This is a genomic window from Deinococcus misasensis DSM 22328, from assembly GCF_000745915.1.
In the GTDB taxonomy this organism is placed as follows: Bacteria; Deinococcota; Deinococci; order Deinococcales; family Deinococcaceae; genus Deinococcus_C; species Deinococcus_C misasensis.
In genome coordinates this window covers 1-25526 of record NZ_JQKG01000042.1, presented here as the reverse complement: position 1 = coordinate 25526, position 25526 = coordinate 1, and the positions used below count along the sequence as shown (strand labels likewise).

Here is a 25526-nt window from a genome sequence, read left to right as displayed (position 1 = left end):
GCAGGTCTCCACACAGCCCATTTTGCTTTTAAAATCCCAACTGGACTTCTTCAACCATCTATATTATGTCCACTTGACACGGCAAAGAGGCGAGTTTCATCACATCATCCACCACATCAGCAAAAGCATGCATGTCTTGCACAGACAGGGTGGGATGCACCAGAAACATCAAAGAGCTTTCTCCAAGTTCACGTGCCACAGGCAAGCGTTCTTGTGGTCCATATCCCCGATCAACAAAAGCTTTTTCAAGATAGATCTCTGAGCAAGATCCAGACAGGCAGGGGACCCCTCTCTGGGACACTTCTTGCATGATGCGGTCACGGGTCCAGCCCTCCGCCAGTTGGTCTTGCTGCACGAACAAATAATACTTGTAGTAGGCATGAAAGACATCTTCAGGTGGCAGGGTCAACCTGAAAGCATCCCACCTGGAAAACCTTTCATTCAAGACTGCAGCGTTTGCACGGCGCTTTTCAATCCACTCTGGCAGCTTCTGCAACTGGAGACGCCCAATCACAGCCTGTACTTCGAGCATTCGCCAGTTGGTGCCAAAAGACTCGTGCAACCAGCGGAAACCTGGAGGATGATCTTTCAGGTAAACCGCATCGTAAGACTTTCCGTGGTCTTTGTAAGCCCAGGCTTTCTTCCAGAGGTCGGTGTCGTTGAGGGCCAGCAATCCTCCCTCTCCACCTGTGGTCAGAATCTTGTCCTGACAGAAAGAAAATGCACCTGCATGACCAATGCTGCCAACAGGTTTGCCCTTGTAAAAAGCACCATGCGCCTGTGCACAGTCTTCGATCACAATCAGGTTGTGCTCGGCAGCGAGCTCCATGATGGGGTCCATGTCTGCTGGCCATCCTGCAAGGTGCACCACAATGATGGCTCTGGTTTTGGAGGTGATCAGGGGACGGATGGTGTCTGCAGTGATGTTTTGTGAGACCGGGTCCACATCTGCAATGATGGGAATGGCACCTCGCATCACAGCAGCACTTGCGGAAGCAATGAAAGTGCGGGTGGTGGTGATGACCTCATCACCCTCTCCAATGTCAAACGCATACAAAGCCAATTCGAGGGCCAGCGTTCCGTTGTGCAAAGCAATGGCATGCTTGACGCCAAGGTATTCTGCATACTCCTGCTCAAATTTGCGTGCTTCCTGTCCTGTCCAATAGTTGACACGACCACTTTGCAAAACGGCAGTCACCGCCTGAATTTCATCCTGTTCAAACTGAGGCCAGGGGGCCCATCTGGTTCCCAACATGTTTGCTCCTTGAGACAGTGAAGATCACTGTGTTTTTGGCTTGATTGGTCTGGCAGGTGTACCCACCACAGTTTGCCGCTCGGGCACAGGAGCGGTCACTGTTGCACCTGCTCCCACCGTACTCCATGCACCAATGTTGATGCCTGGAATGACGCAGGTTCCCACCCCGAGAAAAGCACCTTCTCGCACATGCACCGAGCCTGCCAGATGGCAGCCCGGGGCAAGGTGCACATGGTCTTCAATGATACTGTCATGGTCCACAGTAGACGCAGTGTTGACAATCACATGTTGACCAATTCGAGCATCAGGTTGCACCACAGCTCTGGCAAAAACCACTGTTCCTGCACCCACCCGAGCGGTGGGACTGACGTATGCAGTGGGGTGAACCGCACAGATCCATTCTACATGGGGATGGTCATGTGCAATTTTTTGACGTATGGCATTGTTGCCAATGGCAATCACCGCTTGCTGAACATCGGACAGCAACTCCACACTGCCCAGCACAGGCAAACCGGCCAGCGAAGTTCCCCAGAGGGCCTCTCGATCATCCAAAAAACCGGAAACCTTCTTGCCCATGGCTTGCAAGGTGTCCAGCACCACCCGGGCATGTCCACCTGCACCCACAATGACCAGATCCAGATTCACTTGCCTTCTCCCTGTGAACCCGTGAATCTGGACATGGTGGCTTCACCTGCGGCACTGATTCCTTCGCGTTTGAACACTTTTTGAACGGTCATCCAGAGAATCTTGATGTCCAGCACAAAAGACTGGTGGTCCACATACCACACATCAAGCCGGAACTTTTCTTCCCAGGAAATGGCATTGCGGCCATTGACCTGTGCCCATCCTGTGACACCCGGACGGGCTTCGTGTCTTCTGGCTTGCTCAGGGGAATAAAGGGGCAGGTACTCCATCAGAAGGGGGCGAGGACCCACCAGGCTCATCTCCCCTTTCAGGACGTTCCAGAGTTCAGGGAGTTCATCCAGCGATGTCTTGCGCAAGAATTGTCCCAGAGCAGTGAGCCGCTCAGCGTCTGGCAAATCCCGGCCTTGCGCGTCTCTGGCATTTCGCATGGTCCGGAATTTGATCATGCGAAAAGGTCGGCCTTTCAACCCCGGACGCACCTGTGAGAAAATCACAGGTGCACCCATGTTGCGCCAGATGAACAGGGCAATGACCAGCATGGGCAGGGCCAGCAAAACCAGAGCCAGTGCAGACACCAGCACATCAAAAAGGCGTTTGATCATTGCAAAATCTCCAACAACACAGCGTTCACCTTCTCAACAGCATACTTGGATTCCACAAGTTCACGGCTTTTTCTGGCCATGGCTTCCATCAACCCCGGTTGTTCAATCATTTGCAACATGGCCTCTACAAGCCCTGCACTTTCCTTGACCGGAACCAGAAAACCATTGACCCCATGTTCCACGGTCTCACGGCATCCGGGGGTGTCTGTGGTGATGATGGGCCTTTGCATGCTCATGGCTTCCAGCACCGATCTGGGTGTTCCTTCACGGTAAGAAGGCAGCACATACACAGAACTGTACTGTGCAATAAAAGGCCTCACATCTTTGGTGGCGCCAAGGTATTTGACGGTCCCAGCCGACACCCACCCATCCAATTCCGCTTGAGAAATGGCATTTGGGCTGGGATCTGTGGGACCCAGCAAATAGAACTCTGCCTCCGGATGTTTCTGTTTCACCTGACGGGCCGCTTCAGCATACTCACGGATGCCTTTGTCCCGCAGCAGTCGAGCAATGAGCAGAAAACGCGCCGGGCCTGAAGGCAAAGGTTCAGGCGCAAAGAACGCCACATCCACCCCAGAGCCATTGACAATGCGAATTTTTTCCGCAGAGGTCAACCCTTCTTGCACGAACAGATCCCGGTCATCTGGATTCTGAAAAATCACGGTACGGTTCACACTGAGGGCCATTCTGTACAGCATGCGACTGAGCGTTTTGATCAGCGGTCTGGCATCATCGCTGAAGGTGTAACCCAGACCCGTGATCATGGAAACAATTTTGGGTACACCGGCCGATCTGGCGGCCAGAGACCCGAACACCACAGGCTTGATGGTGTAAGAAAACACCACTGCTGGCTTGAGCTTCACAAACAGCCTGCGGTATGCCTGAAACAACTTCAAGTCCCCTTTCAGGCTGATCCCTGAACGCTGCAAAGGCACAGTGTGGTACTGGATGCCCCAATTTTGCAGGGTTGAGCGCACCTCCGGGTCGTCTTCAGGGGCAACCGCATGGACCTGATGCCCATGGGAAACCAGATCTTGAAGCATGCGCCCCCTGAAATTGATCAGGGAAGGCGCATATCCAGCAAGCACAACAATGGTTTTAGACTTTGTAGAACTCACGATACCAGTCCACGAAGTTCTGGATGCCCACTTCAATGGGGGTGGCAGGTTTGAATCCAACGTCTCGGGTCAGGTCATCCACATCGGCGTAGGTGGCGGGCACGTCTCCGGGCTGCATGGGCAACATGTTTTTCATGGCTTCCATGCCAAGGCATTGTTCAAGGGTGCTGATCATGTATCCCAGTTCAACAGGACTGTTGTTGCCGATGTTGTAAATGCGGTAGGGGGCTTTGCTGGTTCCAGGATCTGGATGGCTGCCATTCCATTCAGGGTTGCTGATGGCGGTGTTGTCCGTCACACGCACCACGCCTTCCACGATGTCATCGATGTAGGTGAAGTCACGGCGCATGTTGCCATGGTTGAACACATCAATGGGTCGACCTTCCAGAATGGCTTTGGTGAAAAGGAAAAGGGCCATGTCAGGGCGTCCCCATGGACCATAAACCGTAAAAAACCGCAGACCCGTGGTGGGCAAACCATAAAGGTGACTGTAGGTGTGGGCCATCAGTTCATTGGCTTTTTTGGTGGCCGCATAGAGGCTCAGGGGATGGTCCACATTGTGGTGGATCGAGAAAGGCATGGTGGTGTTGGCCCCGTAAACCGAGCTCGAAGAGGCATACACCAGATGTTCAACATCATTGTGGCGACAGCCTTCCAGAATGTTGGTGAAACCCACCAGGTTGCTGTCGATGTAAGCATGGGGGTTTTCAAGGGAATAACGGACCCCTGCCTGAGCGGCAAGGTTCACAACTTTTTGGGGCTTTTCCTTCTCAAAAACCCCATAGATGCCTTCACGGTCAGAAAGGTCCAATTGGTAAAAGCGGTAATTGCTGTATTTCTCAAGACGCTGCATGCGAGCATGCTTCAGGCGCACATCATAATAGTCATTGACATTGTCGATTCCAATGACTTCATCTCCCCTTTCCAGAAAGCGCATGGCGAGGTGAGATCCAATAAAACCTGCGGTACCTGTGACCAGTATCTTCGTCATTTCACAAACTCCAGTAGAGAACTTCAGCGGAATGGGTTTCTTTGATGAACAGGGACTTGATGTCAGCAATCACACTCTGGGGTTTGAGCATGGCTGTGACCTTCTCATAACCCAGTTCTTTGTAAAAGCTGTGACACACAGCAACCACCACGGCGTCCAGGCTGTTGAACTGCTCCAGATCCACAGGGGTCAGTCCATATTCATGGTGGGCTTCCTGAGCATCGGCGAAAGGATCGTGGATCAGCACTTCAATGCCAAATTCTTCCAATTCCCGCACGATGTCAGGCACTTTGCTGTTGCGCAAATCTGGCACATTTTCCTTGAAGGTGAGGCCCAGAACACCCACACGCGCACCCTTGACACTGCGACCGGCTTTGATCAGCAGTTTGACCACTTTTTGGGCCACATAGCTGCCCATGTTGTCGTTGACCCGGCGACCAGAGAGAATCACTTCTGGATGGTAGCCAAGCTGTTCAGCCTTCTGGGTGAGGTAGTATGGATCGACCCCAATGCAGTGACCTCCCACCAGACCGGGAGAAAACTTCAGGAAGTTCCACTTGGTCCCTGCAGCTTCCAGCACATCCAGCGTACGGATCCCCAGTCGATCGAAAATCATGGCCAGTTCGTTCATCAGGGCAATGTTCAGGTCACGCTGGGTGTTTTCGATCACTTTTGCAGCTTCAGCGACTTTGATGGAGGCTGCCCGGAACACACCTGCAGTCACCACACTTTCGTAGACGGAGGCCACACGGTCCAGCGTTTCTGCATCCTGTGCAGAAACCACTTTGGTGACTTTGGTGATGGTGTGGACTTTGTCCCCGGGGTTGATGCGCTCGGGGGAATAACCCAACTTGATCTGTTTGAACAACTCCAGACCGGACACCCGCGCAAGAATGGGACCACAGTATTCTTCCGTCACCCCTGGATACACGGTGGACTCATACACCACCACTGCACCGTCAGAAACCACCTGACCGAGCATTTCCGAAGCCTTGCGCAAAGGGGTCAAGTCAGGATTGTTGTTCTCGTCGATGGGGGTGGGCACCGTCACGATGAAAAACGTGCGGTCTTTCAAATCCTCCGTCTGGTCACTCACCTTGAGACGGGTGGTTTTCAGTTCCTCGTTGTCCACTTCCAGGGTCCGGTCCAGGCCAGATTTCAGTTCACTGACCCGAGCAGCATTGATGTCGAATCCCACAGTGTCGTAGTGCTTTGCCAACTCCACTGCCAAAGGCAGACCGACGTATCCCAGACCAATCACACAAATTTTCTCTGACATCATATCCTCCGATGGTTTGAACTGTTTTGGATGAATTCTTCCCACATCTTGACCACTGCACTGGCACTGAAATGTTCCCGCACCAACTGCCGGGCTTGCTTGCCCATCAAGGCACGTTCTTCAGCAGAGAACTGCATCATGTTCCGCATTCCCTTTGCCAGGTGTGCTTCATCATTGGCTGGTACAACCAGCAGATGGTTTCCCTGCAAAGCCTGAACCCCTCCCACATTGGTGGTCACACACGCTTTGCCTGCTGCCATGGCTTCCAGCAGAGCATTGGGCATGCCCTCCCAGCGAGAGGAAAGCACAAAAGCATCAGCCGCGCGAAGGTGAGGTCTGATGTCACTGGAATCACCCACCAGATGGACACGGTCTTGCAGGTTCAAGGTGCCCACAAGCTCTTCCAGTTGTGCCCTGAGTGGACCTCCCCCCACCACGGTGAGTTCTGCTTCAGGCAATTCGGTCATGGCACGAATCAAAAGGTCATGCCCTTTGGCTTCGATCAAACGACCAATGGTGACCCAGCGGAAACGAGAAGCAGGCGAAACACTTTGCAGGGGCTCTTCAAAGAACACATCATCCATGGCATTGTTGATCACCTGGATCTTGCTGCCAGAAGTGATTTTTCGTTCGATGAGTTTGTTGCGGGTGTTTTCCGCATTGACCACCATCCCTCTGGACAAGAAATCCGTCCATTGCAACAGGCGGTCCTTGAAACCCTGAGCCTTTTCTGTGCGAATGCTGCCGATGGAAGGTTTTCTGGTCAACAGACTGCCCAGACGCGCAACCATGATGCCATGAAACATGAATCCGATCAGGCAATCCGGTTGAAACTGGCGCATTTCCTGCAGCACCCGGCCCAGGTTCTTGAACAGGCGTGAACGTCCATTGATGGGCAACGTCACCACATCCATTTTCTGACTGTCGATGCGTTGCTGGAAAGCATTGTCTTCCAGCAGTGAAATGATTTTCACTTTGTGGTCTTGCATCAACTTTTCAGTCAAACGGATCACCTGGGTTTCTGCACCTCCCCGGCCCAACCCAGCAATCACAAACAGAATGCGCATCATTGCTGCTTTTTCACATCCCTTGTGTAAAGGGCAAGACCCGGCAACAACAGCAGGAAGTAAAGCAGATAATTGGTTCCACGTTTGAAACTGGGAAACGCACTTCTGGAATGCAACTGGTAGCGCACAAAATTGATCATGTACTTGATGCGTGCCTTCACAGGCATGAAAGGCACATCCACCGCTTCAAAGTAAAAGGTGCGCGAGGCGTTGGAACTTTTGGCCCGCACCCGATCAATGTTCTTGCTGAGGCCATCGGCGGTGTAGTCTTTGCGCAGGGCTTTGACGTTGACGTACATGAAGTCGTATTTCAATGAAATGCGATTCAACACCAGTGATGTGGCCACCCGTTTCTCTTTTTCAAAAAGGGGAAACGGATAAGCTTTGAGCACTTCCGTTTTGAAGGTGTGCAATTTGTCACCCCGCACCTTGAAGTGGTGCAACATCAATGCAGGCTTGCTGACCATTTGTGTTTGCGGAAATGCCTGACCGATCAACTCCCCGGCCTTGGTGCTGGCGAGAAAAACCATTCCTGCAATGGAGCGGTTTTGCATGATGTCATTGGTCTGGTACTGTTCGATGATGTCCTGAAAAGCACCTTGCTCCAAATAATCATCTGAGTCCAGATAGAAGCAGATGGGTTTGCTGGCCCTTTCCAGACCGGCATTGAGGGCCGCAGCCCGGCCACGGTTGGCCTGCAGGTGATAGACAATCCGGAGCTGTCCTGCTTTGATCCACTCTTCCACAACCTGCTGGGTCTGGTCGGTGGAACCATCATCGATGATGATCCATTCCACCTGTTCTTTCAAAGGCATGCCCAGCATGTGCGCATACGCTTCTGAAAGGAGGTCACGGCGGTTGTAAGTCGCCGTAATCACTGAAATTTCAAACACTTTCTTTTCCTCCTCGGGTATACCAGGTCGAATTGGTGTATATGGAAAATAAAGCAGAAATCACCACAAAAAACAGCAGCACAATGTTTCCGGCCGGAGACTCAAACCTGAAAAAGGACAGCAAAGAAGCCAGCAGCACCAGTGCAACCAGAGCATAGACACCCAGGTTCTTCTTGATCACTGATGCATTCAGGTTGAAGTATGCAATGCGCATCCGGCGAACCAGCACATACGAGTAGAACAGGGACACGCAGTAGCTCAGCAACATGGAGCACACTGCACCCCAGATGCCATAGTACTTCACGATCAAAATTCCTGGTACCACCGAGATCACAGCCCCGAGCAGGGTGGAGCGGGTGATGCCCAGGGTGTTCTTTTCCAATTGCAGAATCAAGTCAAAGGTTCCAGACTTGATCCGGTTGATGGACACAATGATGGACACGAACACCAGCATGAATTTGTAGTCTTCAAGGCCAGATTTTCCTGCCACTTGCATGATGTAAGGATAAGCATTGAAGAACAACAAAGCCACAATCACAGAAAACTGCAAGATCAGGTTGATTTGCTTGTTCAGGTATTTGTTGACTTTCTCCAAGTTGTGCATTCCATATTCTTTGAAAATGATCACCTGAGAAGCACCAGTGAGCGTATTCAAGATAAATGTGGCACCCCTTTGAGAAATATCATATAAAGTTGAAAATATACCAACTTCTTTTAATCCAAAGAAAAGACCCAGGAAGTAACGTGCACCAAAGAAAATCACCTGCCCGAACAAGGAAGATATGGACATGGGATATCCAAAATGAAAAATCTCTTTCATGCGCCCTTGTGTGACAGTTGCCCTGCTCAGATTTGGACGAATCATCAACAGGTGAAACAACAAAGGAAGATACATGGAAACTGCAATACACAGGTAAACTGGATTGATAACTCCCGTGTCACGTTGCGACAGGATGTATCCTGTCGCAACCGAGGCCACGGCTTCAATCAAGATGCTGATTCCGTAAACAAAAACCTGCCTTTTCATTCGAATGAATTCCAGAGAAAAATTGTAACAAAAAGTCAACACAAACAAATTGATCACCAGAGTGAAGTTGACCATCCGCTCTCCTGCTGAGAGACCCAATGGAATGATCACCACGGTCATCAGAAGAATCAGCAATCCATATGACCATAAAGTTCTGAAGAAATTTTCCTGGAATTCATAGAAATACCGACTGACTGCATTGATCATCCATTGCCCAACGATGGAAAGCAGCAACGTGCTGGAGGCAACAATCAGTGCAGAGGCACCGTAGGTCTCCAGACCAAACCATGCCACAAACAGACCAATGGAAACCAGATTGACCACAGCAGCCAGACTTTTGAAGCCCAGGTATAAAAAATGATCTGAAGACAGCAGTTTTTTGAAAACAGTCAAAGCCTTACGCATTTATCTTCTGTTGCCCCGCCCAATGCCATGGTATTTGATGTGGGATTCAAAAGGATACTTTGCCAGACAGTTGCGACCATCGATCAAAATGGTGCTGGACTTCAAAAGATGGTTCCAGTCCTGGTTGATGTAATCCCTCCACTCTGTGGCAATCACCACCACATCAGAGCCATCAATGGTCTCTGCCAGACCATCACATTGCTGGACATTTTCACAGTCTTCCAGCCTGGAGAAGTCCACCCGAGCGATGGGATCATGCATGCGCACATAAGCCCCTTTGCGGCAAAGCTCTTGTGCCAGTTTGATGCCAGGAGAATCCCTTGTATCGTCTGTGTTGGGTTTAAAGGCTGCACCCAGAATGGCAATTTGCAAACCCCGGATCACCTTGTACTCGCCCTGAATCTTTTCCAGAATGTGCTGAATCTGACGCTCATTCACCCGCATGGCCGCTGTCACGATGTCCAGATCATAGCTGTACTCACTGGCAATGGCGTTCAGGGCCCGGGTGTCTTTTGGAAAGCAACTTCCACCCCAACCAATCCCTGCTTGAAGAAAACGCGAACCGATTCGCTCGTCCAGACCAATGCCTCTGGAGACTTCCATCACATCTGCACCCACACGCTCACAAAGGCCTGCAACCTCATTGATGTAACTGATTTTGAGGGCCAGAAACGCATTGGCTGCATACTTGATCATTTCTGCACTTGTCGGTTCAGTGGTGATCAAAGGAGGCAGGTGATAACTGGAAGGTCTGGGCAAGAACTCTGGAGCTTCAAAGGTTTGTTCCAGGATTGGGTCGTAAAGCTCTCGCATCACATTGAAGAATTCACGGTTGTGGGCCCCCACAACGACGCGATCAGGGTAGAAAGTGTCATAAAGTGCAAAACCTTCACGCAAAAACTCAGGATTGGAGCCAATGCTCACTTCTGTGTTCTTGCCCAGTTTCTTCAACTCATTCCTGAGCAGGGTTTGCACTTTGCGGTTCGTACCGATTGGAACTGTTGATTTGACAACCAGATGGTACACTTCATCTGGTTTCAAAACACCAGCAAGTTCAATGACCGCTTGTTCCAAATAAGTCGTGTCTGCTTCTCCACTGGGTGTGGTGGGGGTTCCCACTGCAATGAAAATCACTTTGCAGTCTGCCAGACCTGCATAATCCACGGTGGGAACCAACTGGGATCGGGTCAAATGCAGAAGCTCACGAAGGCCTTCTTCGTGGATGGGGGGCTCGCCCCTCTGGAGCATCTCTACCTTGCGGGGGTCCTTATCAATCGCATAAACCTGATGACCAATGTAAGCAAAAGCCAAACTTGTGGTCAAACCTACATAACCGGTGCCTATGATTCCTATCTGCATATGACCTCACAACCTCTACCATATCACCCAATTTGTAAAAACCGCGTGATGGTGTCTATTTCTACCCGGGGAAAAGACGGTCCCCCTGCCCGATGCATCTTCTACACCAATCAAAAAATTTGCCGTCTTGGACCACACTCGACCCTCAAGCCAAAAAACAAATATCTAACATTAAGATAAGATGAGAATACCGTTCAGTGTCGTTTATTTTTTTGTACGATGGTGCATCCATCCTTCAAGCTTTTGCCATCATCCTTGCCCGCTGCACGTACCCCATCTCGTACACGAAACTTGCCATCACAATGGGTATCAGCACCCATCCATATGTGAAAAAGCGGTCGTGGTAGGGCATCAAACTCAGCAACATGGAAAAGGCATTGACAGCCAAATACACCGACATGATCTGGTTGAAACCCTGAGAAGCCACACCCCTTCTGGTGGCAATCATCCACAGCACAAATGGAATTGAACTGAGCACAAAAAAGTTAAGCTTAAATCCAATCTGATAAGTGCTGATGTCTACGCGAAGTGAAGAGTTTGCTTCAACAAGTGGGTACAAATATGCCCTGAGGATTCCCTGCAGACCAATATGATCAACAACATAAGATATTGCAGTGAACATCCATATCATGATCATGTATTTTGGCTTTATCCTCAAGGAAAAAAACGCCAACACCAATACCACAAGAGCAGAATAGTGAAACAGAACAGCCAGCACCCCAAAAATAAAGAACAGCACGAAATTTTTGATCTTTTCTTTCCCTTTTGAATTGATATGATTGAATAAAAATGCCAGAGCATAAAACAAGAAGCAGACTGCCCATCCTTGCCTGATCACAATTTGGTTTAAAGAATAGTTAAATGGGAAATATATGCTGACCACCAAAAGAATACCCATTGTGGTATACCATCCTGGAGCAAATCTCAAAAATAAGTTATACAATGACAGATAGAAAAACACACTTAATGTCATCAGGAACACGCTGAGCGGTAAACCTATGGCACTAAAACCTTTAACAAAAACCAAAAAAAGAGGCTCATATGGCATATTGGAAACAAAGTCGCTCAATTCAAAAAAATCAGCAGAATTGTAAAGCAAATTATAAATATAAAGATCTGAAGTTGGATTGATGTTGAAAGTGTCCTGGATCGAGAAACTCACAATCAGCAGGGTCAACAACAAGAAAAAGATCCCAACAACCATCACAGGTGTGGCTTTTTTTCGTTCTGAAGGCAGAGCACGGGGATGGTCCAGTTGCATAGTAAGATGATACCCAGATTTAACCTTTTTGCAACAAAATCGAACACAAATGATTTTTATTGCGTCCCACAAACGCTTATTTCAAGTGTGAAGTCAGAGAGGAAGCCACAAACTGGATGCAGCTCCCCCTCTGGTCAAACCATCTTCAGGTTTACTTCACTGCCCCATCAAGCCCCCTGAGGAACAGTTTCTGGGCGGACAGGAACACGATCAGAATGGGAATCATCATGATCACCGCACCTGCTGCAATGTTGAAAGGATCAAAGTTGTACTGGCCTTTCAACTTCAGAACGGCAATGGACATGGGCTCCAGATTTTGTGCTCCGAGCAGCGCAATCTTGGGCCACACGTAGGCGTTCCAGGTGTTGACCAGCGTGAAGATGCCCAGAGCGGTCATGGCAGGCATTGAGAGGGGAATCATGATGCGCCAGAGGATCTGCATCTCGGTGGCCCCGTCGATGCGCGCAGCTTCAAGGAGGGCTTGAGGAATGGAGAGGTAAGACTGGCGCAAGAGGAAGATGCCAAAGCCTGTGGCAATGGTGGGCAACACCACCGACCAGTAGGTGCCCAATCCCTGGCAGACGTAAGGGGCAATGCCATCTGGCGCAAAGCAATTGTTGCCACCGATCACCGGAAGCTGGGCCAGTGCTTTGAGGGTCATGGTGTTGACAATAAAAGCGGTTTCGGTGGGAAGCACCAGTGTGGCGATGATGGCACTGAAAATGATGTTCTTGAGGGGGAACTCCATCCGTGCCAGAGGGTAAGCCGCTGTCGCTGAAACCAGCAAGGTGCCCACCACGGTCAGCAGGCTGATGACCACAGAGTTCCAGAAGGGTTGGGCAATCTTCAGCTGGGTGAACACCTCAACAAAGTTGTTGAACGTGACCTGTTTGGGAAACAGGCTGCCAGGGAAATCGTAGATGCTGACCCCACCTGTGGCGCTCTTGTCGGTGAAAGAGATGGCAAGGGTCCACATGAAGGGAAAGACCGCAAACACCAGCACCACAATCAAGAAGGCATACACCAGGAAAGTGTTCACAAATCGGCGGTTTTTGGCCCGAATCACGGCTTTTTTGTGTTCATCCTGTACAGACCGTTTTTGGGTGACGCTCATGCGCGGTCCTCCTTGTTGAGGCGGAATTGCACCACGGAAAGCCCAATGCCCAGCACAGCAATGATCAGTCCTGCAGCAGAAGCCATTCCGTAGTCGAAATTGAAGCCGTCAAAAGCTTTCTGGTACACGTACATCAGGGCGGTGTAGGTGCTGTTGAGGGGGCCGCCACCGGGGGTCAAGGCAACCACCTCATCCAGCACGCGAATGGCTGCAAATGTGGAGAGCAAGCTGCACAGCAGCAGGGTGGGACGCATCATGGGAACAATCACCAGCCAGAACGTCTGGAAGGGGGTTGCACCGTCCAGATAAGCGGCTTCTTCCACTTCCTCTGGAACGGCCTGCAAGCCACCCATGTACAGCACCATGTAATAACCAAACCCGCGCCAGAAGGTGACCAGCATCAAGGCCCAGATGGCCGTGTGTTCGTTGTTGAGCCAGCCAAAAGCGGTTTTCTCGTTTATGAAGTTGAGACCCATCAGGACCCAGTTCAGGGTGCCTTCTTTTTGAAAAATCCAGTCCCACATCACTGCAGCAGTGGCAATCGAGGTGATGACCGGAATGTAGTAGGCTGCACGGAAAAAAGACATGAACGGCAACTTGCGGTTGACGGCCACTGCAATGGCCAGAGCTGCAATTTGCAGGGCAGGAACAATGGCAATGTACTTGACCGAGTTCCACAAACCCTTCAGAAAAAGTTCGTCTTGAAAAAGGTTGATGAAGTTCTGCAATCCGATGAATCTGGGAGCTTCTCCAGCAGCAAAATTGGCGGCCTTGTACTCGGTGAATCCGAGGTAGCTTCCGTAAATCACCGGATAGAAGGTGAAGACAGCCAGCAGGATCAGGGCCGGTGCGAGAAACGCGTAGGCAATCAGGGCTGTGCGGGTTTTGTTTTGCATGGGACTTCTCCTGGTTGCTGGGGTGTACATTGATGTTACACCCGCTTTTTCTGGGCGAGAGGACCAAAAGCGTTGCCGCTTTTGATCCTCCTGTGGTTTTTCACTCAGACGGGTTTATTTGTTGACGTTGGCGTTCCAGAAGGCAGCGGCGTCATCCAGAGCCTGTTTGGGGGTTTTCTTGCCGAGGAAAGCGGCTTCGAGGTTGTCCACCAGGTTCTTGTACAGCACGGAGGAGTTTTTGGGAGGGTTGAAGCCGGGGTCGATGAAGCGTCCGGAAGCACCGACCATTCCGCTGGCCTGAATGATGGGATCGTTGGATTCTTGTTTGAAGAAGGGATCCTTTTCAGCGCCTTTGGAGGTGGGCACGATGGCCACGATTTTGGCGAACTTCATCTGGTTGATGTTGTTGGAGAGGAACTCGGCGAACTGGGCAGCTTCTTTCTTGTGCTTGGAGGCAGCAGGAATCACGAGGTCCATTCCACCACCGGTGGCGCGACCTGATTTGCCCAAGGGAGCCTCTGCCACTTTGGTTTTGCCGTACAGGTCCTTGTTGGCATCTTTGATGCGGGTCAGGGCCTGGGGACCACCGACAATGCTGGCCAGTTTGCCTTGGTTGTACAGTTCCATGCTGAGCTGGAAGGCTTCTTTGCGGAGCATGTCCTCGGGGAAGTAGCCCTGTTTGTACATGTCCACGTATTTTTTCAGCAGGGCAACGTGCTTGCTGGAAGTGAACTGGGCTTTGCCGGTTTTCTCATCGTAGATGGGAAGGCCATCGGCGTAGAAGAAACCGTGGAACAGGGGGGCGCCGCCAGCATCGATGAAGTTGGGGATCCAGCCGTACTGGCCGGTGCGGTCTTTGACTTTTTTGGCGAAAGCCAGCAGCTGGTCGTTGGTTTTGGGCAGGGTTTTTTCGGTGTATCCGGCTTTTTTGACCAGATCGCTGTTGTAGACCATCACACCTTCGTTGAGCCAGCCGTACCAGGGGTAGCCGTAGGGTTTTCCATTGACGGTGAAGTTGTTGAGGGGGTTGTCCCAGAACTGGCTTTTCAGTTCGCTCATGGGGGTGAGGGTGCTGATGTCGGTCAGGAAGCCGTTTTGGGCGGCAGAGAAGGTGTCAGGGATGTTGAGGTTGACCACATCGGGGGCTTTGCCGAGGTTGATGGAGGCGATCAGGTCCTGCACCATGGTGTCTTGTTTGTCGAACCATTTGACGGTGATGCCGGGGTTTTTGGCCTCAAAGTCTTTGATGGTGTCTTTGAGGTAATTGTCGAATTTGGGGCTGAGGTACCAGCTCCAGAATTCAATTTCCACTTTCTGCTGGGCGAATCCCAGACCCATCCCGAGTGCGGCACTGACCATTAAAGCTTTTTTCAGCATGTCTTTCCTCCCCTTGAATCTTGCAGTTGCAAGTTCTCTTTACACGACGTTCACCCAACAGGTGGGTTGATGTGGCAGTGGTTGTGTGGCGTCAGCCGTGCTTGATAAAACCAATTTAATACCAATTATGGATTTTTTCAAGCCCCTGTTCTAAAGTGGTATTGTTTAGGTATTACCCGAGCAAGGAGATGGTGAGATGAGTGACGTTCACAAGCGTGCCGGTCAGCACATGATCGTAGACCTTCCAGGGCCCACACTGGACCCCCAAACCAGAGCATTTCTGTCCAAGTACCAGTTCAAAGGCATCTGTCTGTTCCGGCGCAATGTGCAGTCCTCTGAACAGTTGCAGACCCTGATGCAAGACCTCCGTGAGGTGCTTGGGGATCAGGCCCTGATTGCCATCGATCAGGAGGGTGGAGCAGTGCTGCGCATTCTGGACACCCCACAAGCCCCTTCCGCGATGGCTCTGGGGGCAACCGCCAACCCGGAACTGAGCAGACAGGTGGGGGCAGCAGTGGGACGAGGTTTGCGCTCATACGGCATCAACTGGAATTACGCACCTTCTCTGGATGTCAATGTGAATCCCCTGAATCCCATGATTGGAGACCGCAGCTTTGGCAGCGATCCTGAGGCAGTCGCCCTGCATGGGGTGAACTGGGCTCTGGGTCTGGAAGAAGCCGGGGTGATGGCCAGCGTCAAGCACTTCCCCGGTCACGGAGACACGCACCTCGACAGCCACCTTGCCCTGCCAACCGTGGACAAGCCTCTGGTGGAACTGCTCAAAACCGAACTGCATCCCTTCCAGAAAGCCGCCGAAGCCCACGTGGGCTCCATGATGACCGCCCACATCGTCTTCCCTGCTCTGGACAGCGAAAATCCGGCCACCCTTTCTGAAAAGATCCTGACCGGATTGCTGCGTGAAAACTGGGGCTACGATGGCCTGATCGTGACGGATGCCATGGACATGCATGCCATTTCCAGACAGTACGAAGGGGGGCAGGCTGCCATCAAAGCCCTCAATGCAGGGGCAGATCTGGTGTTGTGCGTCAATGACCTTGAACTGCAACGCAAGCAGGTGGAAGCCATCGCCAGAGCCATTGAGGACGGCACCCTGGACCCTGAACTGCTGGAACGCAGCGAGCAGCGGATGGCCCGTTTTGGGGTTCAATTTCCCTGCACTCCTCTGCCCTACCCTGAAGACCAGAGGGCAGCAGATGAGGAATTGATGCTGGAAGCTGCACGTCAGGCCCTCACAGAACACCATCTCCAGAGCCTGCCTGATGCCCACAAACCCGTGTTATTGCTGTGCCCAGAGCAACTTTCCGTGGGGGGTGCTTACGAAGACACCCTCAAACCCGAGCACCTTTACCAGCATCTGAAAGGCATTTACCCTGAACTAACCCTGCTGACCTATCCTCAGGATGCTCCTTTAAGCGTGCGTGCTGAACTGCAAAGCCTTTTGCAGACCCACCCAAATGTTTTGCTGGGTGGCACTGCCAGAGAACTCCTCAATGAAAACGAGTTGCTGCTGGTGCAGGACATCCAAAAACAGCAGGTGCCGATCTTGCATCTGGCGCTCTGGAACCCATATCAGGTGATGCAACTCGGGTTGCCTGCCCTGATCACTTACGGCTTCAGGGACAATGCTTTGCAAGCCCTCACCGAAGCTTTGCAGGGCAAACACCCTGCTGGAAAGCTGCCCGTTCGCTTCTGAATGACCACGACAAAAGGCCCTGAAATGGGCCTTTTGTCAACAGGACAGCACAAGATTTATTTTTTGCTGGTCACAGGAGGTGCTGGAGAAAGCGGCTCCTGTGCACGGGTGGGGTAAAACACCAGATTGACCGGCAAATTGGAACCACTGGCCGGTATGAACTCCAGCGTTTTCACCCCTCCACGGCTGAACAGGATGGGGTAATTCGGGCGGGTCAGCACACCAGACTCTGGCAGGGCCACTGGAGCCTCATCCACATGCAAGGCCCCTTTGTAGAGTCCTCCTCTGGGAGACAGGGCTCCAACCGCGTGGTCGGGCAAGCCCACCAGAGAAATCCGGTACAGCAAACCATAATTGCCTTTCAAGACCACAGTGTTCAGGGTGGTGGCATCCAGACCGATCAGGGGCTGGTCCACTTTGTCATCACCGAGCACCAGACGGGCAGGCAACGTGGTGACATTGGCCTGCAACTCACGCACCGCACCGGGGAAGGTGCCCCTCTGGTGCTTGCCATCGGGACGCAGGACCATCAGGTTGTCCGGGGTGTCTCCATCCATGAGCATGAAAATGCTGACCTGCGTGCGGGTGCTGAACTCCACATCCATCATCACATTGACCCCACCTCCGGGTGGGAGGGTGGGTGATGAATACAGGGTCATCCAACTGGTCACCGGCAAAGTGAGCACACTGCTGTTGGATCCAGCATAAAAGTCCAGCAGGGTTCCCTGTCCGAGGGTGGTTTCCACTCGGGTTGGAGCGGTTTCACCCAGACGTTCTATGGTGGCTTTGCCTTCGGAGAGCCCGATGTTGCGGACCTGAATGAACAGCCTTGCAGGTCTTTGAGAGGCATTCATGTGGTACGCCAGAATCCGGGTCTTTCCAGTCAGGTCATCCCGGTACAGGATGCCACTGGTGTCCACCTGCTCTGGGGAATCGCTGAACATCAGGGTGCGTGTCTCAGAAGGCAAAGGAAGCAGAGGCAGCACAGGATAGGTCAGAATGGCATCGTCTTTGAAGGTGGTGCCCACAGGTTGATTTTTCAGGGCATAACTCAGAGGGCTTTCTTTGACCTCCTCGGAAATCTGAATGGTCCGGGTGTAAGTGGCAGAGGTGCGGCCCCGGTCGTTCACCACCTGCAAGCTGATGGTTTGCGGTCCAGCCGTGAAAAAGGCCTCTTGCCGGTTGGTCCAGCGTCGGTTGACCAGCGGGGTTCCCTCTGGATCGAAAGAATAGTCCAGATACTGGATTTTCTCGCCAATGGCATAGGTTGCTTTGCTGGTCAGGAAGCGGGCTTGAGGCAAGGCCACATCAATGTTTCGAGGCAGGTTGGTGGTCAGGGTGAGGGTTCTGCCTTCCTCCGAAAAGAGCAAGGTGGCCCCCAGAGCATCTGCCAGCACACGGGCATTGATGTACAGCACCCGGTCGATCATTTGCAAGGCTTGTGGATCAATGGGATTTCCACGCAGCAAACCTGTGTTCTCACGGGTACGGTAAATCAGATCTCCGATCTTGAGGGTGCCTTCTTCCGGTCCCATGATGTTCAGGCCGAGCCTCTGGGCCAGAGCCCTGACCGGCAACATGGTGCGTCCAGAGAGCACTCGGGCAGGGGGATCCAGTTCTGTGATGGATCCATTCAGATAAGCTTGCTTTTCACCCACGGTCAGGACCAGTTGCTGGCTGCCCACCTGAAAAGCCAAACTTCCAGAAAAAAGCAACATGCAGAAAAAAGTCAGGAAAAAACGCACCCCAGTAGTCTAGCAAGTGCGTTTTCTTGTGGATGTGAAAGGCCTCAAGCCTGTCTTGAAACAGGCCCTTACTGCGTGGGTGACTTGACCTCTGGGGAATTCTTGAGGAGCCGGCGGTGTTTTCTGCGGTAATAGGCAAACTCTTCAAAGACCAGAGCCACCAGATTGACAGCATACACCCCGATCAGGAGACCAAACATCAGGTTGAGGTTGATGTCCTGATACAGGTACACAAACCGGTAACCCCAGTAGTCCAGAGCCAACACCAGACACACCACCACAAAAGGAATCAGCAGCATCAAGCCCCACACCTCATCAATCAAACCTGCACCGGGCAACAGCACCGTGATGATGCGGAAAGGCCAGGGGCGGGTTTCTTTTCGTGCCGAACGTGGTCTGGGCACCATGAAAAACAGCACTGTGAGCAGGGTTGAACCCAGCAACCACGTCACCCAGAGGGCCTGCACGTACACATTCAGCCCGGTGGGCAAAGCCATCAGGTAGGTCCATGGGTTGCGGAAAAAACTGTTGGCTTCCGAGGCAAAGTCCGGGCTGACGGCACGCATGCGCTCCACATCCGTGGGAAAGGCCAGACGGGGTCCAGTGTGGTAAATGGAATGGAAGGTGGTCTCAAAACCGCTCGGGCCCAGTTGCAGGTTGTAAGCCGCTGCCACCAGATTCGGATCCAGCGTGAGGGCTTCACGGTAAGCATTGCTGGCGGCTTTCTCATCGGCCCGACCTTCTGCCATGACGCCCTGATTGTTGAGGGAACCCGCAACATTTGGGGCTTGTTCGTAGAGTTCCAGAGCACGGCTCTGGTCTCCATCGAGTTGAACCGCCACCCCCCGGATGAAAGACGCTTCCTGGGTGTTGGTGGCCGAAATGTTGTCCAGTTGGCTGTAAAACCACACTCCACCATAGGTTCCCATGTTGAGCGCTGCATTGCCTGTGGCCTGCTGTGCCCGATCTGCCCAGCCCCATACCCCCAGAGCCAGCACGCACAGCAAGGAAAGGGTAAGCACCACCAGCTTTTCGGAGAAGGTGGCATAAGCAAAAATCACATGCCTGAAGCGCATCAAAGGGTTTTTGAAGCCACTGAACAATCCGCCATAGGGCTGCAATTCACGGTATTGCATGCCCAGATAACGCAAATGCAGGGTGATCCAGATGATCAAATAACCCACCACCAAAGTGAACACCGTGAGACGGGCCACATCCCTGATTTTCAAGAGGGCATGCTCACCCAGAGAAAACAACGACGTGCTGGCCAGTTCACGTTCCACATTGCGCCAGCCAATCGCCTCACCGGTGCGTCCTTGCTCATCCAACCAGTTGGCATACTGCTCGTAGGTGCGACCATGGTCTTCGAACCTCGGGGAGATTTCACGCAAGAACTTGAACCAGACCCCGGCACGCTCCACCCGGCTTTGCTTGAGCAGGTAACGGGAATACCAGAGGGCATTTCCATAAGCTTCCCATGCCTCAGCAGACACAGGCACCGCCGGATCGTAGCCCAGAGCGGCCCAGCTCATTTTGGCCTGCGTGAGTGCCTGATTGGCAGACTCTGGCGCCCCCATGTTGTCCAGCAAAACCGCCATGCGCACAGAAACAAAGAAAGGCACTTCGGCACGCAAGGCATCGGCAAGGGACTGCTGGGCCAGATCGTATTCTTTTTTCAACAGGTGCTGTCTGGCAATGAACACCGACAGAAAGGGGTTGAGGGGGTCCTGACGCACTCTGGCTTCCAGTTGCTGCATCACCCTCAAAGAAGCAGCTTTCATGGGGTCTTCGCTGAGGCCCAGACGGGCACGGCGTTCCAAACCCTGCAAAGTTTCTTTGCGCGGAGGATAAACCAGACGTTCCTGAATGGCATCGTTTTGCAAGGTGAAGTTTTCACGCACCCCCTGTCCGTGGTCCACCATGATCAGGATGCCCGACTCGGTGGGTTCCATCTGGGTGATGGGGGCTGGAAAAAACCAGCGCTTCTCGACGATGCCCGAGTCCACATTCAGGCAGTCCAGCATGCTGCCGATGGGGATGTACACCTTGCCATTGAATTGCAGGGGTTCCATCAGGTTCCCGAGTTCGATGGGGTAATTCACGCTCCACTGGGTGATGCCGTTCACCACCCCCTGCAAGGTCCGTCCGGCCAATTGGGCCTGTGGAACAGCGGTCTGGGCATGGGCGAGGGAAATGAGCAACAGCAGAACAGTCAGGAGTCGTTTCATGGTTTCAGGCTGAAGGGAATTCTGAGGGCCATCGCAACCACAATGGCCAACAGTGCGAGAAAGCCCGATTGCTGGAGGTAAGCGTACACCAGCACAACAGGCAACACCATCACCGAGATGGCAGGAAGCACATTGAATTTGACGTGCTTTTGCAGCACAAACTTGTACACAGGAATCGCCACTGCTGTGAGCCCGAGGGCCACCAGCAAGGTCTGGGGAGCATGCACCAGCAAAGCCCCCAGCAATGGAGCAATGCCTCCTCCGCCATCAAAACGGAAGAACACCGGAAAATTGTGCCCGAGCACCACCAGTCCAGCAGCAAGCCAAGCCACCTCTGGGGCGAATTGCTGGGCCAGTCCAACCGCCAGAACCCCTTTGAGAATGTCCAAAACAGAGACCAGAATGGCTGCAGTGAGACCGTATTGGCGGTACACTCCACTTCCTCCGGGCGCATCTTTTTGGCGGATGTCCTCTCCCCTGAAGCGGGAATAGATGATCCCGAAACCCAGGGACCCGATCAGGTAGGCGAGCACGCAGATGAGCACAGACACACACGCATTGTATAGGGCGGAAGGCAGAAAGCAGAAGGCAGAAGGCTTTTTGAGGTCTCAGTGGGCCTCTCCCAGTGGCCGAGAGCCGAGGGCCGGGGGCATCAGAAAGGCATTTGCTAAAGCTTGCAGTCTGATCCATGGCCTTGACCCTTTTGGCCAAGCAAGAGCATCCTGCCCTTGGCCCTCGGCTCCCAGCACAATGTCTCTCCAGTCCACAAAAAACCAACCCCAAACCCGTTATAGTGACGGATGTGCTGCTCTCCTATACCCTGAAGAACCTGTTCCGTCATTTCTGGCGCACTCTGGCCACCGTTCTGGGCGTTGCTGTGGGCATCGCTGCAGTGCTCGGCACCGTCACGGTGGGAGACAACATCAACGCCAACCTGCAATCGGTGTTCTCTGCTGCCAGTGGCAAGGCCGAACTGATTGTGGCTCCAGGGGCCTCGGGCAGGGCAGTGATCGATTCCCAGCAGGTATTGAACAGCCTGAAACAGGAAAAAGCGGTGCAGAGCACCCTGCAAACCCTCGAATATTATGCTGTCCTGAAAAATGAGGCCAAAGGATACACCCGTCCGATCGTGCCCGGCGTGCAGGGCGGCTTTTTGATCAGCGGTCAACAGACCGAAAAACCAGAGGATTTGCCTGTCAAACTGTCTTCAGGGCAACTCCCTGAAAAAGGATCCATGGGCATCGCTGTCAGCCAGTCTTTTGCTGCGCAGGAACGCCTTGAGCTGGGAGACACCCTGACTTTTGTCGCCCCCACAGGCAATTTCAACTTGAAAGTGGTGGGCACCCTCAAAACCGATGGAGGGGTTTCCAGCCTGAATGCCGGTCAGGTGGGCGTGGCCAATTTGAACGACCTGCAGGAAGTCACCTACCTGCAAGGACGGGTCAGTTATGTGGGCTTGATCCTCTCCAGAGGAGCCAATGCAGAAGATGTGCGCCTGCAACTGGAGCAGGACTTGCCCGAGACCTTCAGTGTGCTGTATCCCGCTGGACGGGGTCAGGTGTCCAATGGACTGGTGCAAACCGTTCAAAGTGGTCTTGAGGTGCTGGCTGCCACCTTGATGGCTCTGGCGGGTTTTCTAGCCTACAACACCTTTGCTGCTTCGGTGGTGGAACGGCACCGTGAATTTGCCCTGCTCAGAACCCTCGGTTTCACAAGGGGACAAGTGCTGAAAATCAGTTATCTGGAAGCTGCAGTGATCAGTGTGCTTGGCGTTCTGGTCGGTGTGGCTCTGGGCATTGCGATTGCTGCAGCCATCACGGCCTTCAATGCTTACCTGCTGCAGTTTCCCTTCACGACCCTGCAATTGCCTTATGAAAAAGTCCTGATGGCCAGTCTGGTGGGCACCCTGACCACCTTTGCCGCTGCCTCTGGACCGGCCAGAGCCGCCTCCAGTGTGGCTCCCATGGTCGCTGCCAGAGGTGCCGTGGATGCAGGAAAAGGCCTTCCCTTCTGGGTGGGTGTGGTGGTCCTTGGCAGCGGCCTTGCACTTTCGGTGCTTTCCTATCCCCGTGCCTGGACCCTGACCGCAGCCAGCACCTCCATGGCCCTGACCTTTGTGGGCATCGCTCTGGTGGCCCCGAGTTTGCTCTATCCTGCACGCAAGGTTTTTGAACCCATCCTCACCTCCCTGATGGGGGTTCCAGCACGACTGGGACTCGGAGCGGTTTTGCGGTCCAGAGCCCGAAACGGGGTGGCGATTGGTGCAGTGGCTCTGGGCATCGGTCTGACGGTGGGCGTGGGTGGAATGGTCTCAGGCATCAACCGCAGCATTGAATCGTGGGTGGAAACCACCATCATCGGAGACATGTTCGTGGCTGCAGCCACCCCTTTTCCTGCAGATTTCAAAGCCCAGCTCAAGCAAAAATACCCCAACCTCTCCGAAATCAGTGCCGTGGGCGTGAGAATTGCCCGCTACCAACCCCCTTCAGGCAGACCCCGAAATGCCAGCATCGTGCTCACCGATCCAGAGCGGTACGATCCATCCATCGGGGCAGGGAAACTGCAATTTGTGGAAGGTTCTCTGGAAAGCACCATTCAGGATTTCTACAAAGGTCGGGCCGTTTATGCCTCTGGAACCATTGCAGACCGTTACAACGTGAAACCCGGAGACCGGGTCACCCTGAGAACCACCGAAGGCTGGACGGAATTCAAAGTGCTGGGCATCGTGATTGATTACACCAGTGCCGGAGAAACCTTCATTGCCTCGACCCGCGACCTTGCCCTGTTTGGCGGAGGATCCCCCGAGCTTTACGTGCTCACTGCAAACGGACAGGATCCCAAAGCTCTGGGAGCGGACCTCAAGAAGACCTTCCCCAATCTGTATCTGGACATCCAGTACAACGAAGACTACAAAAAAGCCATTCTGGACACCACCAGTCGGTTCTTTGGCAGCACCAACAGTTTGCTGGTTCTGGCGGTCATCATTGCTGCTCTGGGGGTCGCCAACACCCTTGGAATGAACCTCTCAGAACGCATGCATGAAATGGCAGTCTTGAGGGCTCTGGGACTCAAACGCGAAGAACTCATGCGCTCGGTGTTCACCGAAGGCATTGTGGTGGTGGTGATGGGCACCCTGCTGGGTGTGCTCGGGGGTCTGGCGCTCAGTCAGGTGATCACCGCCTCTTCCAACAGCCTGACCGGATACCGGGTCAGTCCGGTGTATCCTGTGACCCTGTTCATGATTGCCATCATGGCCAGTCCAGTGGTCGGCATTCTGGCTGCATTCCTGCCGGCCAGACGTGCAGCCAAAGTCAGCCCCGCAGAAGCTTTAAGAACCAGCGCAGAGAACTGAGGCTCTACTATAATGCAGCCATGAATCAAACCACCCTCATCACCATTGCACAAATCATGAGCAGCCTGATCACCATTGGTGTACTGATTTATGTGTTCAAAGACCAACCCGGAGCCATGACCTGGCTGATCCCTGTGATTGTGGTGTTCTGCATCTTCAGCGCACTGGCCAACATCATGATTCGCAGAGGAAAGGGAGATTCTGACTGAACCCATGTTGACCCGTCCCGAGATTCAGCGTTACAGCCGTCAACTCCTGCTGGAGGGTTTCAGCCCAGAGCATCAAGAGAAACTGCTCGGGTCTTCTGTGCTGCTGGTTGGGGCCGGAGGACTGGGCACCCCCGCCATGACCTATCTGGCTGGCGCTGGGGTGGGCACCATCGGCCTGTGTGACTTTGACGTGGTGAGCCTCAGCAACCTGCAAAGGCAGATCCTGTACCGCAGTGCAGACATCGGACAACCCAAAACCCGGGTGGCCGCCAGCCAACTGCAGCAACTCAATCCACAAATCAAAATCAAAACCCTGAACAAACTGCTTCCAGAGCAGGCCGAGGAGGTCATCTCTGGGTTTGATCTGGTGCTCGACTGCGCAGACAACTTTGCCACCCGTTATCTGGTCAACGACACCTGTGTGAAGCTTGGAAAAACCTGGGTGTGGAGTGCAGCCCAGAGCTTTGAAGCCATGCTCAGTGTGTTCACACCAGAACGGAACCTCAGAAGGATTTTTCCTGAGCCCCCCCCAACACAAGACAACTGCGACACCATCGGCGTCATTGGCCCCATGCTGGGCATCGCAGGCAGCATGATGGCTCTGGAGGCCCTGAAAATCCTGACTGGACTGGGGACACCCTTGGTCGGGAAGCTCTGGACGTTTGATGCTCTGGAGGGGACGGCACGGGTTATTAAATTGCCTTGAGGCCGAGAGCCGAGAGCCGAGAGCCGAGAGCCGAGAGCCGAGAGCCGAGAGCCGAGAGCCGAGAGCATCTTGCAATACGTATAAAAACGAGTCAAGGGGATTTGTTTTTCCGAAAAGCTTTAGCCAAAGCTTTTTTGCCCTCGGCGGGGCAAAGCCCCTTCCGTTAAAATACCCCGAGATGGAATACGTATACGCTGTCCCCACTGTCCTGTTGCCCGCCCCTTCCAGCCAACTCCAGCCGGTCACCCCAGAGCTGTATACCCTGCTGTCCACCCGTGGGGTC

21 protein-coding genes are annotated in these 25526 nt (G+C 53.0%); 4 read left to right on the top strand and 17 right to left on the bottom strand.

Annotated features, from left to right (window positions below; all coding sequences use genetic code 11):
* Window positions 1-58: 58 nt before the first annotated feature.
* The 14 genes from Q371_RS19130 to Q371_RS19065 form a co-directional block, all read right to left on the bottom strand.
* Window positions 59-1255, bottom strand: a complete 1197-nt coding sequence (locus Q371_RS19130) for a DegT/DnrJ/EryC1/StrS family aminotransferase (RefSeq protein ID WP_034343467.1) — start codon at window positions 1253-1255, stop codon at window positions 59-61.
* 24 nt (window positions 1256-1279) lie between these two features.
* Window positions 1280-1900 (bottom strand): acetyltransferase, encoded by a 621-nt coding sequence (locus Q371_RS19125; RefSeq protein WP_211253867.1) that lies wholly within the window; start codon window positions 1898-1900, stop codon window positions 1280-1282.
* The gene (locus tag Q371_RS19120; RefSeq protein ID WP_034343464.1) at window positions 1897-2502 is read right to left on the bottom strand and encodes a sugar transferase; all 606 of its coding nucleotides are present in this window, start codon (window positions 2500-2502) and stop codon (window positions 1897-1899) included. Before Q371_RS19120 ends, Q371_RS19125 begins: the two co-directional genes overlap by 4 nt.
* The gene (locus Q371_RS19115; protein WP_051964814.1) at window positions 2499-3545 is read right to left on the bottom strand and encodes a glycosyltransferase family 4 protein; all 1047 of its coding nucleotides are present in this window, start codon (window positions 3543-3545) and stop codon (window positions 2499-2501) included. The genes Q371_RS19120 and Q371_RS19115 overlap by 4 nt, the downstream gene beginning before the upstream one ends.
* A gap of 55 nt (window positions 3546-3600) precedes the next feature.
* Entirely contained in the window at window positions 3601-4611 is a 1011-nt protein-coding gene (locus tag Q371_RS19110; protein ID WP_034343461.1) for an NAD-dependent epimerase, read from the bottom strand.
* Between the two features lies 1 nt (window position 4612).
* On the bottom strand, window positions 4613-5890 hold the full coding sequence (locus tag Q371_RS19105) for a nucleotide sugar dehydrogenase (RefSeq protein ID WP_034343457.1): 1278 nt from the start codon (window positions 5888-5890) through the stop codon (window positions 4613-4615).
* Window positions 5890-6960 carry a glycosyltransferase gene (locus Q371_RS19100; RefSeq protein ID WP_034343455.1) on the bottom strand — a complete coding sequence of 357 codons (1071 nt, stop codon included), beginning with the start codon at window positions 6958-6960 and terminating at the stop codon, window positions 5890-5892. Before Q371_RS19100 ends, Q371_RS19105 begins: the two co-directional genes overlap by 1 nt.
* Complete coding sequence (locus Q371_RS19095; RefSeq protein ID WP_169743889.1) at window positions 6957-7850, bottom strand: glycosyltransferase family 2 protein; 894 nt, start codon at window positions 7848-7850, stop codon at window positions 6957-6959. Before Q371_RS19095 ends, Q371_RS19100 begins: the two co-directional genes overlap by 4 nt.
* Window positions 7843-9201, bottom strand: a complete 1359-nt coding sequence (locus Q371_RS19090; RefSeq protein WP_157442826.1) for a lipopolysaccharide biosynthesis protein — start codon at window positions 9199-9201, stop codon at window positions 7843-7845. The genes Q371_RS19095 and Q371_RS19090 overlap by 8 nt, the downstream gene beginning before the upstream one ends.
* Window positions 9202-9282: 81 nt before the next feature.
* Complete coding sequence (locus Q371_RS19085) at window positions 9283-10641, bottom strand: UDP-glucose dehydrogenase family protein (RefSeq protein ID WP_034343451.1); 1359 nt, start codon at window positions 10639-10641, stop codon at window positions 9283-9285.
* Window positions 10642-10876: 235 nt separating this feature from the next.
* Window positions 10877-11902: an EpsG family protein gene (locus Q371_RS19080; RefSeq protein WP_084571538.1), complete on the bottom strand. Its 1026-nt coding sequence runs from the start codon at window positions 11900-11902 to the stop codon at window positions 10877-10879.
* A 151-nt stretch (window positions 11903-12053) separates the two neighbouring features.
* Entirely contained in the window at window positions 12054-13016 is a 963-nt protein-coding gene (locus Q371_RS19075) for a carbohydrate ABC transporter permease (protein WP_051964813.1), read from the bottom strand.
* Complete coding sequence (locus Q371_RS19070) at window positions 13013-13912, bottom strand: carbohydrate ABC transporter permease (RefSeq protein WP_034343447.1); 900 nt, start codon at window positions 13910-13912, stop codon at window positions 13013-13015. Before Q371_RS19070 ends, Q371_RS19075 begins: the two co-directional genes overlap by 4 nt.
* 114 nt (window positions 13913-14026) lie before the next feature.
* Window positions 14027-15289: an ABC transporter substrate-binding protein gene (locus tag Q371_RS19065; protein ID WP_034343445.1), complete on the bottom strand. Its 1263-nt coding sequence runs from the start codon at window positions 15287-15289 to the stop codon at window positions 14027-14029.
* 196 nt (window positions 15290-15485) lie between these two features.
* Here Q371_RS19065 and nagZ point away from each other — a divergent pair, with 196 nt between their 5' ends.
* Window positions 15486-17003, top strand: a complete 1518-nt coding sequence (gene nagZ, locus Q371_RS19060) for a beta-N-acetylhexosaminidase (protein ID WP_034343443.1) — start codon at window positions 15486-15488, stop codon at window positions 17001-17003.
* 56 nt (window positions 17004-17059) lie between these two features.
* On the opposite strand, the gene Q371_RS19055 is transcribed toward nagZ, so the two are convergent.
* The 3 genes from Q371_RS19055 to Q371_RS19045 form a co-directional block, all read right to left on the bottom strand.
* The gene (locus Q371_RS19055; protein ID WP_157442825.1) at window positions 17060-18721 is read right to left on the bottom strand and encodes a stalk domain-containing protein; all 1662 of its coding nucleotides are present in this window, start codon (window positions 18719-18721) and stop codon (window positions 17060-17062) included.
* A 95-nt stretch (window positions 18722-18816) separates the two neighbouring features.
* Window positions 18817-20976 (bottom strand): hypothetical protein, encoded by a 2160-nt coding sequence (locus Q371_RS19050; RefSeq protein WP_034343441.1) that lies wholly within the window; start codon window positions 20974-20976, stop codon window positions 18817-18819.
* Window positions 20973-21527, bottom strand: a complete 555-nt coding sequence (locus Q371_RS19045) for a glycerol-3-phosphate acyltransferase (RefSeq protein ID WP_034343439.1) — start codon at window positions 21525-21527, stop codon at window positions 20973-20975. Before Q371_RS19045 ends, Q371_RS19050 begins: the two co-directional genes overlap by 4 nt.
* A 242-nt stretch (window positions 21528-21769) precedes the next feature.
* On the opposite strand from Q371_RS19045, the gene Q371_RS19040 reads away from it, so the two are divergent.
* The 3 genes from Q371_RS19040 to Q371_RS19030 are packed head-to-tail and all read left to right on the top strand — an operon-like array spanning window position 21770 to window position 25243.
* Window positions 21770-24328, top strand: coding sequence for an FtsX-like permease family protein (locus tag Q371_RS19040; protein WP_169743888.1), 2559 nt, complete (start codon window positions 21770-21772; stop codon window positions 24326-24328).
* A 20-nt stretch (window positions 24329-24348) separates the two neighbouring features.
* Window positions 24349-24537, top strand: coding sequence for a hypothetical protein (locus tag Q371_RS19035; RefSeq protein WP_034343433.1), 189 nt, complete (start codon window positions 24349-24351; stop codon window positions 24535-24537).
* Between the two features lie 4 nt (window positions 24538-24541).
* The gene (locus Q371_RS19030) at window positions 24542-25243 is read left to right on the top strand and encodes a HesA/MoeB/ThiF family protein (RefSeq protein WP_034343430.1); all 702 of its coding nucleotides are present in this window, start codon (window positions 24542-24544) and stop codon (window positions 25241-25243) included.
* The last annotated feature ends 283 nt before the right edge of the window (window positions 25244-25526 follow it).